General features: G+C 59.7%; 11 protein-coding genes and 3 pseudogenes. 6 read left to right on the top strand and 8 right to left on the bottom strand.

Annotation, left to right across the window (positions count from 1 at the left end):
• The first annotated feature begins 8 nt into the window (after positions 1–8).
• On the top strand, positions 9–218 hold the full coding sequence (locus RPG13_RS00250) for a hypothetical protein (protein ID WP_337124155.1): 210 nt from the start codon (positions 9–11) through the stop codon (positions 216–218).
• A gap of 133 nt (positions 219–351) precedes the next feature.
• On the opposite strand, the pseudogene RPG13_RS00245 reads toward RPG13_RS00250, so the two are convergent.
• Positions 352–1,600: pseudogene (locus RPG13_RS00245) on the bottom strand (IS1380 family transposase).
• A 683-nt stretch (positions 1,601–2,283) separates the two neighbouring features.
• Between RPG13_RS00245 and ltrA the strand changes: the two are divergent.
• Positions 2,284–3,543, top strand: coding sequence for a group II intron reverse transcriptase/maturase (gene ltrA / locus RPG13_RS00240; protein WP_337124154.1), 1,260 nt, complete (start codon positions 2,284–2,286; stop codon positions 3,541–3,543).
• Positions 3,544–3,683: 140 nt separating this feature from the next.
• On the opposite strand, the pseudogene RPG13_RS00235 reads toward ltrA, so the two are convergent.
• Positions 3,684–4,098, bottom strand: a pseudogene (locus RPG13_RS00235) (hypothetical protein); the annotation flags it as partial.
• Between the two features lie 635 nt (positions 4,099–4,733).
• On the opposite strand from RPG13_RS00235, the gene RPG13_RS00230 reads away from it, so the two are divergent.
• A complete protein-coding gene (locus RPG13_RS00230; protein ID WP_337124153.1) occupies positions 4,734–5,123 on the top strand; it encodes a hypothetical protein in 390 nt (129 codons plus the stop codon).
• 448 nt (positions 5,124–5,571) lie between these two features.
• Here RPG13_RS00230 and RPG13_RS00225 read toward each other — a convergent pair whose 3' ends face one another.
• On the bottom strand, positions 5,572–5,994 hold the full coding sequence (locus tag RPG13_RS00225) for a hypothetical protein (RefSeq protein ID WP_337124152.1): 423 nt from the start codon (positions 5,992–5,994) through the stop codon (positions 5,572–5,574).
• A 142-nt stretch (positions 5,995–6,136) separates the two neighbouring features.
• Between RPG13_RS00225 and RPG13_RS34870 the strand changes: the two genes are divergently transcribed.
• Together RPG13_RS34870 and RPG13_RS00220 are read left to right on the top strand one after the other, a co-directional pair.
• Positions 6,137–6,241 (top strand): helix-turn-helix domain-containing protein, encoded by a 105-nt coding sequence (locus RPG13_RS34870; protein ID WP_442921381.1) that lies wholly within the window; start codon positions 6,137–6,139, stop codon positions 6,239–6,241.
• 124 nt (positions 6,242–6,365) lie between these two features.
• On the top strand, positions 6,366–7,013 hold the full coding sequence (locus RPG13_RS00220) for a substrate binding domain-containing protein (RefSeq protein WP_337124151.1): 648 nt from the start codon (positions 6,366–6,368) through the stop codon (positions 7,011–7,013).
• A 220-nt stretch (positions 7,014–7,233) separates the two neighbouring features.
• On the opposite strand, the gene RPG13_RS00215 is transcribed toward RPG13_RS00220, so the two are convergent.
• The 5 genes and pseudogenes from RPG13_RS00215 to RPG13_RS00195 form a co-directional block, all read right to left on the bottom strand.
• Entirely contained in the window at positions 7,234–7,494 is a 261-nt protein-coding gene (locus RPG13_RS00215; RefSeq protein WP_337124150.1) for a DUF982 domain-containing protein, read from the bottom strand.
• A gap of 238 nt (positions 7,495–7,732) precedes the next feature.
• Positions 7,733–8,903, bottom strand: a pseudogene (locus tag RPG13_RS00210) (extracellular catalytic domain type 1 short-chain-length polyhydroxyalkanoate depolymerase).
• 515 nt (positions 8,904–9,418) lie between these two features.
• Entirely contained in the window at positions 9,419–9,580 is a 162-nt protein-coding gene (locus RPG13_RS00205) for an ATP-binding cassette domain-containing protein (RefSeq protein WP_337124149.1), read from the bottom strand.
• A 531-nt stretch (positions 9,581–10,111) separates the two neighbouring features.
• The gene (locus RPG13_RS00200; protein WP_337124148.1) at positions 10,112–10,576 is read right to left on the bottom strand and encodes a MucR family transcriptional regulator; all 465 of its coding nucleotides are present in this window, start codon (positions 10,574–10,576) and stop codon (positions 10,112–10,114) included.
• A 281-nt stretch (positions 10,577–10,857) separates the two neighbouring features.
• The gene (locus RPG13_RS00195) at positions 10,858–11,322 is read right to left on the bottom strand and encodes a DUF309 domain-containing protein (protein ID WP_442921320.1); all 465 of its coding nucleotides are present in this window, start codon (positions 11,320–11,322) and stop codon (positions 10,858–10,860) included.
• Between the two features lie 577 nt (positions 11,323–11,899).
• Between RPG13_RS00195 and RPG13_RS00190 the strand changes: the two genes are divergently transcribed.
• Entirely contained in the window at positions 11,900–12,202 is a 303-nt protein-coding gene (locus tag RPG13_RS00190; protein WP_337124147.1) for a DUF982 domain-containing protein, read from the top strand.
• Positions 12,203–12,601 lie beyond the last annotated feature (399 nt).

Below are 12,601 nucleotides of genomic sequence, written 5' to 3'. Positions count from 1 at the left end.
GCCAACTGATGCGGCGCTTCGGAAACGGGACGGTCATCACTGGTATGGCGGAAGGACATCGCCGTCACCACGCCTGGTCCCTGTCAGAATGCCATCTCGTTACGCTATTGAAAGATGCGGATTCCGACGTGAAGCCGGCCGCCATTCTGATCAAAGACCGGCCACCGTTCCGATTTGAAGCCGGCCACCGTTCCAATCAAAAGCCAGCCAGTTTTTGACGCTGAACACTACCTCCTGGGTCAGCAACTTTGGCCAAGGCTCATCAGGCGCCGGCGGTGATCCGTCGTGATGAAGGCGGGGTTTGCGGGTTGAGGTCAGCGGGTTTGTTTCGGGACGTCTGCGCCCCATTGTTTATGTCGCGAGTTGCGGGATGCGACTGAGGACGATGCGCAGGATGCGCTGGTCCGGGCAGGATGTCGGCAGGTGCAGGCGGATTTGGGTTTTCATCTCGACCACGCGCGCGGCGATCTTGATGAGGCGCAGTCGCAGCGTGTCGAATTGGGCGGCTGCAACGCTCAAGCGTTTCGGCATCGCGGCGCGCAGGCCCCACATAAGCCAGTAGGCGCCGGCATGCAGGAACAGCCGGAACTGGTTGGCCGTCGCTCTTGTGCAGGAGGTGCGGTCGGCGGCGAGATGCGTCTTCCACGACTTGATGTTGTTCTCAACCTTGGGCGCCGACCTCGACGCGCGCGATGATGCGCTCGACGCGGCTCCAGCTGGCGGCGCCGTCAACGAACTCCTTGAACCTGCGGACCTTGCCCCTCTTCGCCGACGCTTCGAAGCGCGCCGTCGTGCTGGCCTCCAGATCCGCGACATGCTTGCGCAAGGTCGTGGTGAGCGCCAGGCCGAGGATGAAATCGATATCGTTGGCGCGGCACCAGTCGATGACCTGCGGACTGCAATAATGGCTGTCGGCCCGGATCAGGATCCGGGTGTTCGGCCAATTGCTCCGGATCGCCCGCACCAGGCGGCGCAGGTGGGGGCGGATTTCTGCCCCACTCGGCCGCTTGGCCGGTCGCAGGATCGCGCTGACGAACCGTCCCGCGCCATCGAACACCACGATCGGCTGGAAGCCGTATTCGTCGTAATGGGCATTGAACAGCCGCGATTGCTGGCCGCCATGCACGGCATCAAAGGTGTCGTCAATGTCGAGCACGATCCGCTTCGGAACCTGGCGGAAGGAAGCGCAATAAAGGTCGACCATCGCACGGCCCATAGCGACCAGTTCCCGCACGCCAGGCAGGTTTTCCAGCCGGCACATCGTCGACTGGGACGCCAGATCCCGACCCGGCGCATCCTGGGCCATCTTGAAGGTCGGATCGGAGCGCAGCCGGTTGGCATCGTTGCCATCCTCATAACCGGCGGCAATCGTCTTCATGCGGAAGCCGATCATATCGGCCAGGCTATGGATGACCTGGTCCGGGCAGCGCGGATCATCGATGCAGCGCGCCAGACGGTCAGCCACGCGCAGCCGCTTTTCCACCTCGGCCAGAGCCAGAACCCCACTGTTGGACGACAGCATGCCGCCGTCGAAACGCGCGACGACGGACTTGCCACGAACAGATGACAAACCGGTCAGCGGCAGCGTAGGATCATTCATGGCGGGTGTGGTCTCTGGGAAATGGCGCGGATCGGCGTAAGCAACCAAATCCTACGTCCTTTCAACGGCTTGCACCACATCCGCCAACTCCCCCCCATGAATTTTTCAGGCTAGCTAGTGTCCGTCCATAGTGTGCTGCAGCAAGCAGAGGGAGGTTCGATGGTGAACTGACAACATGCTGAGAAGCTGCGTGAAAGATGAGGGTAGGCCCCTCGGGATCGGCTTTCAGGAGCGGGTCTCAAACCAGCCCAAGCTGCTGTGGTAGAAGAGCCATGGTGGTTAGCGTTGGGTCAAAAGCCGCGGACATGATCCGGGGCAGGTAGGCATCCGGAAGATGAGCGCAAGCAAACCCTTCGATGACGCGTCGTTAGAACTCTTTAACACCACTAAAACCGAGGGCGTATGGATCTCTCGGGACAAGTCCGTCGGGAGCCTGATGACTGGGCGGACAGTGGACGGCGTATAGGGGGCATGAGCCGGATGCAGGCTTTTGCGCGGAACTGCAGGAACCAGCTTTCTGATGCCAAGGGAGAAGCACAAGCGGCACACCACCGTGAGGCGAGAGTACCGATGCAGGAAGTTGGGGCGGATCGACCCGTAGTAGTGACGAAGGTCCTGTAATGGGGCTGGAGCGAAGGGGTCGGATCAGGTGGTCGTATTCTTCGGAACAACTGGAAAACAGGATGACGACGGCGAATATGGCAGACAAGCCGTTTATGATCGATAAGCGGCTGGTGTACGAAGCCTACAAAGCGGTCAAATCCAATGGTGGTGCGGCTGGCGTGGACGGGCAGACGATCGAGGCATTCGAAGCCAACCTGGGGAGGAATCTCTACAGGATCTGGAACAGGATGAGCTCGGGAAGCTATTTTCCGCCACCGGTGCGTGCCGTCCCCATTCCGAAAAAGACTGGGGGCCAGCGGATTTTGGGTGTGCCCACCGTGAGCGACAGGATCGCGCAGATGGTGGTCAAGCAGCTCATCGAACCGGAGCTCGATCAGATTTTCCTGTCAGATTCTTATGGCTATAGACCGAGAAAATCGGCCTTGGATGCCGTGGGGATCACGCGTCAGCGGTGCTGGAAATATGACTGGGTTCTGGAATTCGACATCAAGGGTCTGTTTGACAACATCTCGCACGAGCTTTTGCTCACGGCAGTTCGCAGGCACGTAAAGAGCAAATGGGCATTACTATACATCGAGAGATGGCTGACAGCGCCCATGGAGAAGGATGGACAGAGGATTGAACGGAACTGCGGAACTCCGCAAGGGGGCGTAGTTTCGCCGATTCTTTCAAATCTTTTTCTGCACTATGCGTTTGATCTGTGGATGAAACGGACACATCCCGACCTCCCATGGTGTCGGTATGCGGATGACGGGCTGGTGCACTGCCGGACCGAGCAGGAGGCAGAAGCCGTCAAGGCTGCGCTTCAGGCGAGGTTGGCGGAATGCCAACTGGAACTGCACCCGACGAAGACCAAGATCATCTACTGCAGAGACTCCAAACGCAGAGGGCAACATCCGAACGTGACGTTCGACTTCCTCGGATATTGTTTCCGACCTCGCGCGGTATGGGGAACGCAAAGCGGGCGACTGTTTTGCGGCTTCACACCAGCGGTCAGTTCCTCGGCGCTGAAAGCGATGCGGGAAAAGATCAGGGACTTGCACATCCGCCGACAGACGCAGCTCTCGTTGAACGACATCGCCCGGCTGACCAATCCGCTCCTCAGGGGGTGGATCAGCTATTATGGACGGTATGCGCCAACGGGGCTGCAGCCCATACTTCGCTACGTCAATCAGACGGTGCTTGCGTGGGCAAGGCGGAAGTTCAAGCGCTTTGGCAGGGGTAAGGCGCGGGCAAGTCGGTTCTTACAACGGATCGTCGAGCAGCGCACCGATCTCTTCGTGCACTGGCAACTCGGTCTGATCGGCACGTTTGCCTGATGGGAGCCGTGTGAGCTGAGAGGTTCACGCACGGTTCTGAGAGAGCGGAGGCGCGCAAGCGTCTCCGCTACTCGCCAAGGGCAAATCGGTCGTCCATGTGTGCCTCATCCCAAGCCGCAGAAGTATTGTTACCTTCCAGGTTAACGTGGCGGAGGGGGAATGATGGTGGGCCGTGTGTCGCTGTCCGCAGGGTTCCAGGGTCCGGCGCCCTCGTCGAACGCCGACCACCTGCCGGCTTCTATTCATTCCGGCGATCCCCGATATCGACCGAACCTGACTGCGGCAGTATGGCAGTGGCTGCATCGACCTGTCGGTCATCCACACCGGCGCTGACCAATGATCCACCTCGACGCACCCCCTCCGCGTAAATATGGGCGTCACGCTCGTTGACGCGTCGGTCAACATGCCGAGCAGACCGCCGGCAACGCCACCAGCCGCCGCGCCAACCAAAGTTGCGACAAGCCAGCCGGCGCCAACTACAGGCCCGATGCCGGGTATGGCGAATGCTCCCAGACCGGCCAAGAGCCCACCGGCGCCACCGACCGCAGCTCCGATCTTTCCTTTGAGCAATTGTAGGACCAGGCGGCGAGACGAGCCGGGCAGGAAGCTCATTCAACGAGAATTTCACTCTTTATTCGCGCGCCTAGAGCGCGCGGATCAACTCTAGTCGCGAAGTACGTTGCCGCGGATCGCAAAGCAGCAGCCCGCTGGCGATTGGAGCCCCATCAACGTCAGAGGCAAAATGGCCTCACTTTCGGCCTCTTTGAAAACACAGATGATGCAGCCACTGCCACAAGCGGCATCAGGCGCAATCTACGTCTCCTGTCGCTTGGCAGTTAAACGTAAGAATGCGCCGGTTTTGCTAAGGGTTGGCATTTGACCGACGCGAACGGCCGTCTTGTGCCGCTCTGCCCATTTCCCCCTGCGATAGCGATCATTCACCGTTTGTTCATTACATTAGCGCACGATCATGACGGGACATGCTGGTAGCGCGTACATGCCTGAAGGCCCCGGCGCGTCGACCACAGTCGGCCGCATCGGTGCCGAGATCAGACCAGAAGTCGCTGATCGTTTATGTCAGTTGGCCGTTTTCGCAGCAACGTACGCCATGATGAGAGTCGTGTCTTCCAAGCGCCGATTTGGCTGGGTAAGGTTTGCAAGGGGGGCGAACAACCGGATGAACGAACGGAATGATACTGGAAAAACTGCGTGCCTATTGGGCGTTTAGCCCGACCGTCGATAGGAATGTCGCCCTGGTCGAAGGCTTTCTGAAGGGCAAGAGTTTCGCCGACCTGGCGCAGGAACATGGCCTGTCGAAATCGAGGGTGCGCCAAATCATCGAGAAGGCTGATCGGCTCGTGGGCGGCGGCATCCTGACCAAGGCTGAACCGTCCAAGGCCTCGCCTCGATCCGATTTCGTGGTCGACTATCCCTATGTGTGGAAACTGGACGAGAGGCACCGGCTGGGTAGCGTCACGCCGCATCATTTCTTTGCGGAGTTGGAACGCGCGGGATCGCTGGAGCAGCTGGTTGACAAGATGAAACGGTTGCCGGGGCGCACACGAACAACAACACCGTGAGCTGGCGCGCCTCGTGTGGCAAAAGGAGAGGGGCGAGAGCCCATGGCCTGCAATGAAGCGATCAAGCGTGGCGATCGTGGGACCAAGCTGCCCAGCCGACCATCCGGATCGCGGCCTTCAATGCCAGCTCGCCTTGGAACCGGCCTTCCACTAATTGGCTGAGCGCGCAGCGGAATCCGGCTGGACCGAGCAAGAGATCACCTACGCGCTCCTCGAGTTCGCCGGCGCACGCTTGAAGAGCAAGTCCGTCAATGGCGAGACTGAGAGGGCGATTGACCGTGCCATGGCAACGAGATGAGCGGCATATTCAAGAAGCTTCGCCTGACCCGATAGGAACGTCGCTGCGCCAATGAGTTTGGCGGTGAGTGGTCGGCAATCGGCTTTGTCGGCATGTGAGGCAGCTTCGCAATCGGCTTCATGGCCGACCGCGCCGGCATCCGGACAGCACTCACGATCCCCTTCCTCGCTGTGTTGTTGTCTTCGTGCTTCCACCCCAATACGACCAGCCTGATGGCCGCAGCAGCCCTATATGGGCTGGTCTATTTCTCGATGTTTCGCCTTTTCCCAGCCTCAGCAAGTCCGGCGAAGCGTAGTAGATCAGTAGGCTCGACAGAAGCAGGCTGCTTCGCATGATGGCCCAGCCAGGATAGGCTGGGCGCAACGATACCTGCGGAAAGCGCCATTTCAGGATCGAGATCAACAAAGGCAGCGTGACGCAGGACCGCAGGAAAATGAACTGCGACAGCGGCATGGCCGAGATCGTGACCTTGATGATCGCGTCCGCGATGGAAAGCGTCAGGTCAGTGAAAATCATGGCCGCAACGGCGATGCCCACCCTGTCAGCCTTTGGGGCCATCTCACTGATCGACATTTCCGCCTCCCCTTCTTCGTGCGCCGAGGTTACCGAGCCGAGAACGTTCCAACAATTCTGATTATACGGACATTTTGTCCGTGCTATTGCACAATGGCAGCGACACGAAAGAGGATGCGGCGCTTTGGACGGCGTGAATGACATGATCCTTTTGGCCGAAGTCGCCGAAACGGGCAGCTTTACCCGTGCCGGAGGGCGGCTCGGGATGCCCAAATCCACAGTCAGCCAGCGAATCGCCCCAGCTTGAGGCACGCCTGGGACTGCGGCTCCTCAACCGTTCCACCCGGCACGTAAGTCTTACCGGCAGCGGCCAGGTCTACCTGGAATACTGCCGCCGCGTTCGCGCAGAGGTCTCGGCTGCGGACATGGCGATGACCAATCTAAAGGAACAGCTCGTCGGGACGCTGAAGATCACCTGCCCGGAAGTAACAGCCAGCTATTTCATGCCGACCTTCCTACACGGATTTACCACGCAGTTTCCTCGGATCGCGGTCGAGCTGATCGCCACAAACCGGCATCTCGACATCATCAGCGAGCGGATTGATTTCGCTTTTCGCGTTGGCACGACCACAGGTCAGGACCTGATCGTGAGGCGTGTCTCATCGATCAAACGGGTTCTCGTCTCCGCCCCGGCCTATCTGGCGGCTGGCAGTCCTCTGCGGGAACCGACCGATCTTCTGCATCACCGCTGCCTGGTGCATGATGCGCAGCCTGAATGGGTGTTCTCGTCAGACGATACACCGATCGTCATGCGTCCGCCTGCGGCCGCGACTTCGGACTCTATGGGCTTTCTGCTGCAATCCTGTATCGCAGGCGGCGGGGTCGCACTCCTTCCCGCTTATGTGTGCCAGCCGTCCGTCGCGGTCGGCCGCCTTGTGGAACTGCTACCCGGCTGGGAAATTCCGCCCTATGAAATGATGCTGATCTTCCCCAACCTGACGAACCAGTCCAAGGCGCAGGCCGCATTCCGCTATTATGTGAATACCTTCGACTGTTCAGCGTTTGCCGTTGGGCGATAGCCGGACTTCCCGAGTCTGCCGGCCGCTTGTTGCGTACTAGCTGTCGCAATTCCTAAAACTCGAGACAGAGCAGTTGACGTCGACCGTTTTTGTATCCCATGTCATTGCCGCAACTCTTAGAAATACCCCGACATGATCCTGCCGACCTGTCGCCGACGTCATCGACGGCCATTGGTAGAGCAGCCATTCCGTCGCCTCGCGATCGCTTCGTTGGACCGCGTCAGCCGGGAAAAACGCCCACGACCAGTATTTCGGCCTCGCGGGCGGCCTCGACGAAAGCCTGCCGCGCAAAACGGGGCGGCTGCTCGCCCTTCAGGACCGCGATGCAGACTTCGCGGGCCTTCTTGTGGCGCGGCCCCCAGTCCGTCGGCCAGATGCGGAGAAGACATTCGGCCGCCGCTCGGGTGGAAGGGATATTGATCCTATTGTCGCGTCCGCCCAGTTCCACACGGACATCGCTCTTCCAACGCTTCGCATCCAAATCGCCCGCCAGGAGCTTCCCTCAGTTCACCAGCGGTCTTGAAAGAATCGTGCGGATGGTCCGACCAAGCCCGGCTTGCCGAATCTGTGGCGAGAATGCCGATCATTCTCGAAAAGGCAACAAAGGTCTTGCTGGCACCTGTCGAACCGGGACGAAATCCAGGCAGTACAGGGTTGGCCGGATATCGAATTATTGCTGACGTGCGGAGGTGCTAAAGTGGTGGTGTTGCGGCAAGACGCTAGTGCATCAAGCCTGCCGATCGCAGGGCATCCTCTATGACTTTTCGTATCCCCGCGGCGGAGTTGAGCTTCTGAGAAGGCGGGATGTTTGCCCGTTTCGCGGAGTGAGGGACATTGGGAATCCCAACCTTGGGCATCGAGAAAGCGCGCGCGCAACCGGGCGCGAGCGCCTCGCTGGTGGCTCTTGCCGGCTTGGTCATCCCATCTCGCTTTACGCACGGCTTCGCTATTCCCCAGAACCGCGCGATATGCCGGGTAGAGGAGATACCGACGTCCAGCATGAACGGACCCCCAACGCCCAGCGCGGCGTCGCCGGCTGTGTCAAGTGGCGTCCCGTGGCCCATTCCGGCAATGCGGTATTCCTCGATCAGCTCCTGTCCTTGAGCATTGCACCAGACGCGCCGTGAATGACCATCCACCATTTCGGATCGGGTCGAACGTGCATCGAGTCCGTGAATGGCCCGCCATTGCTCGACGATGGCATCAGCGTTGGAAGATGCTACGGTTTGATCGGCCGAGCCGTGCCAGACCGATATCGTAGGCCAAGGACCTTTATGCAGTGAGGCATCGCGCAGGGCTTTCTGCAATTGCCGTTCCGAGGGCATGCCATGACCGCGCATGCGGTCGAAGGCCTCAGGGATTGTCTTTGCGCTCCCATAGGGCAGCCCCGCGATGATCGCGCCGCCTGCAAAAACCTCCGGGTAGCAAGCCAGCATCACCGATGTCATGGCGCCTCCGGGTGACAAAGGTGCGCTTACGGTCGAGGCCATATTCGACGACAACCGCCCCGATCATCTGGCGGATGGAAAGGGCCTCTCCGCGGTTCCGCTTTGTATCGCCGGGCACGAACCAGTTGAAGCAGAGGTTGGGGTTGTTCGCGGGTTGCTGCTCGGGAAGCAGCAGTGAAAAACCTTCCTGATCGGCCAGTTGCGACCAGCCAGAACCATCGTCGTAACCGGCCGCGGTCTGCGTGCAGCCATGCAGCACCACGACGAGAGGCGCGGCTTCGGGCAGATCATCCGGAACGTAGATCCTCGCACGCAAGGCACCCGGATTGGACCCGAAATCGCCCAGATCCGATAACCGATCGCGGCATTGGCCTTTGGTCTGAAAACCCGGCCCGGCGCGGAATGCGGCGAGGCGGGTGATGGTGTCGGAGATTTTTCGCAAATCAGTATTCCTTGTGGTCGGCCGTTAAGATGGCCACGACGCTACGCAGAACGCGGATGCAGCAGTATCGTCACTGCACAATAACAAGGTTCATTTGAACTGTTGCGGAGGGCCTCCAGGTCACCTCCCGCTCCAAACGGGGCTGGCGTAGTTCGCCTCGCCTAGAAGCCAATACGTCGGCCAAGGGCGAAATTGGCGCTCATACAAAGAAAAAGCCCACTGCCGGAGGAGGTGGCAGTGGGCTCGATTTGAAATGCAGCGCGGGAGGAGGTGCACCGCATTCAGCGTCGGCATCGCATCTGTGAGGAGTAGATGGCCGACAACAGGATCATATCGATCGCCGCATATATTGCAATGCACAAATTGCATATCGCATATGCGAAAGCGTGACCTGGGTGTAAGCATCGACATGGTCTCGAAAGATCCACTCTCAAAATCGTTGCCATAGCTGGCGGCTGTAGAGATTAATGGTGCTGGTCATTTGCTCTCCTTTGCGTTGTCGCAACGAGGGCAGATCACGTCGAGCGCCGGCGCTCGTCGGCGACAAGCAGCTCCGGCTGCAGCATGAGCGCGCGCGCGGCAAGGCCGATGCGCTGCCTTTGGCCTCCCGAAAAAGCGTGCGGGCATCGATTGGCCGCACTGCAGCTAAGCCTGACGCGAACAAGAAGCCGGAACATGCCCTTCTCGGCCTCCCGCGCGAGAGGCCGCTGACGATTGCGGCTTTGGCCGAGACGCGGCGGACGCGATGGCGCGGATTGAGGGAGGCGAAGGGATATCGAACTCGGCCGCGTAGGCGTTCGCCGCGTCCATCGTGCTGATGTTGCCAGGGTAGCTTCTTCACAAGACGGCGGCGTCAGGTTGGCGCGTTCGAGGCAGCCCTTGGCCTGCGGGCTGTCGGCGCACATGATCTCGATATTCAGCTGGAGTACGCTGTGACGGAACCGATTAGCCTTGCTTGCAGCTTCATGCCGGGCTGCGGCCGATCCGCCACTGATATGTGGTGGCGTGCCATTGACTGCGTAGTCGCCAACGATGCGATGCTTGTAGATGCGTGGGTTGTGCGATGACTGGCTGAAATTTTCTCCTGCGTCCCGGCAAGAGCGAATGGGCGCGAGGTAAGGCGTGGTTTGGTCCCCCGCCTTTCCCTATTCTGCGCAGATCGTGCCGGTAGCAGCCGCGCGCTCCCGCACGACCCTCGAGAGATAAAATCAGACTGCGACCTTCTTGCCGGTCCGCTTCGCCGGCGTCGGCGTTTCCGACTCTTTCGGTTTGCGGCCGAGACCCATGGTCTTGGCCAAGGCCGAGCGCGCAGCGGCGTAATTCGGCGCGACCATGGGATAGTCCGCCGGCAGGCTCCATTTGGCGCGATATTCGTCCGGCGTGAGGCCATAGTGGGTCGACAGATGGCGCTTTAGCGATTTGAAGTTCTTTCCATCCTCAAGGCAGATGATGTAGTCCGCCATCACCGACTTCTTGATAGGGACAGCAGGCTTGAGAGCCTGCGGCTGTTCTGCGGAAACGCTGCCCGCCGTTCCTTTCAGTGCCGCATGTACTTGGCCGATCAGGGCGGGAAGATCGCCCACTGGGACCGGATTGTTCGAGACATAGGCTGAGACGACCTCGGCGGTAAGCTTGATGAGGGCGTCGAGATTGTGATCGGCTTCTTCCGTCATGAAATTCTCCGGGTGGCTGGAAAGACAGCAGGCGAAGTCTTGCTACATAGTGATGGTTGTGGCCGAAGGCAATAAATGTCTCGGCAGCATAAGTATCGCCATAAGCGATTGCTAATAGGCGTTCGCCCCGGAAATCGTTTCGGCTGCCAGGCGCCGGAACCGATATGCAGCCATGCCGTCTTGAGCTTTATATTCCGAAAACAACGTGACGAAATTCCGCGCTACACGAAAATACGGCCAGGTGAACGAAACCTGGCATTCGTCGTTCGTCAGTGACGTGTCTATTCCCGGCGACTTCTACGGATGACTGTTTGTTTTTGCGAGCTGATCGGCCTTTCGCCGGAGCTTGGTCCGAGAATGAAGTCAAACACGGGTTGGGGCTGACCGAGCGCTGTCGCCTGCAAGGCTGCCGGGATCCGTGCCGCGGCTTCTGCGCGTTCGGCGAGCGCTGCGGGTGACATGCCGAGCGCGCGCTCGAAGGTATGATCCGCCGTGTTCAGCCGACGAAGGAGCGCCGCGGCGCGTCCGGCATGACGCATCGCCGCCGCCTGCTTGCCCTCGCGGATCTTCACGCCGGCCGCCGATAACAGGATCAATCCCTTGAAGAGCGTCCGAAGCGGAGCGCCTCGGTCTGCAACTTGCCACAGACCCTCCCACGCCTCATGGGCTTCCCAGTAATAACCATGGTTGAAGAGGTCGAGACCCCAGAGGAATATGTCTGAGTCCAGCGACGCCTCTGCCGCCAACGGCATGGCTTCGCTATTGTAGCTATGTCCCGCGGGGTCGCGCACGGGATGCGGTTGCCTGCCCGGCAGATACGCGTAGGATGGAAAGCTCTTTTCCGGCAGCCAGCGCCGGCGCAACATCGAACCAATAGCCATCAGAGCCGTATAGCACGCCCATGGCCCTGAACAGATGCCCAGTTCCGTGCATAGCCGCCGCATCAGGAATGTCTTGGGAAATAGTGTCAGCCAGCCCTGATCTCACGAAGCCGCGAGGTTGCGTCGCCGGTCGGAGAGTCCATGCGGGCGCTCACTTCGCAGGCGGTCATATTGTGGCTCGGCAGTTAAATGGGCCTTTCAAATTGTGTCGTTCATCCGCCATTAGAGAATGACGACAGATCAGGCCAGGAAGGAAGATAGATGCCTGAGCAGGCTTCGCCGGACTTCGCGGTGATGCGCAGCCGAACTGCTTACCGAGGATGCAGATCACGCATCTTCTTCCTCTTGAATCGTCATCGCCCTGACAGCACATTGCTGCAATGATCGGCGGGCATCGATGCGGCCCGTCGCCATTGGCTATGGAGCAGGTGGGAGGGAACGAATGAACGCTGAGGCTTTCAGCAGCCCCATTTTCGTGAAGCGCGCCAGCTATATCGTGCAAGAGATTGCCAGTCCTGCGGACGCTATCGAGTTTCTCAATGAGTGGCCCGAGGATCGCAGAGACCTGACCTATGAGACCGCCCTGAGGGCGTGTTGTGACGCATATGCTGGGCACATACCGGTAGGCGCTGCCAGCAATGCCTTTATCGGCTTTGCGAAGCGAGTTGCCATATTGGAGGACCCATCCTCCGCTATGCAGTGGCTCGCTGCGTGCAAGGCGGGCAGCGGAAAAGTGCAGGCATAGGCTTTCCACAAACTGTGCGACACTGGCGCAAGGCGACAGTGTCGAGATTGAGCTAGCCAAATCCCGCGCCACCGGACATGAACAGACTGCGCTCGTGACCACCGCTTGGACGCCAGCGATCAAGTTTAGCTGCGAGGGTGCAGCCGAATGTTTCGGCTAAGGAAATAAATGCGAGCGAGGCTGTCGCCGCTGGGGGGAGTGATAACCGGCTCGAGCAGATTTGAAAGGCCAGTTGTTGTTCAAGTCAGCCGTCATAGCTCGGAGCGTGTCGTGTTCGATGTCAATGACGCGTCCAACATCCTGCTGCGGCATCTCCATCGTCAGACCGCGAAGCGCAAGGCAGCAATGGACGCCTGTCTGCAGGTGTTGCGAGGGAGGCTCATCCACCAGTCGCTCGGC

The sequence above is a fragment of the Mesorhizobium sp. ISC15 genome (assembly GCF_037162615.1).
In the GTDB taxonomy this organism is placed as follows: domain Bacteria; phylum Pseudomonadota; class Alphaproteobacteria; order Rhizobiales; family Rhizobiaceae; genus Mesorhizobium; species Mesorhizobium mediterraneum.
Note: the sequence above shows the minus strand (reverse complement) of the source record. Positions and strands in the feature narration are given on the sequence as shown.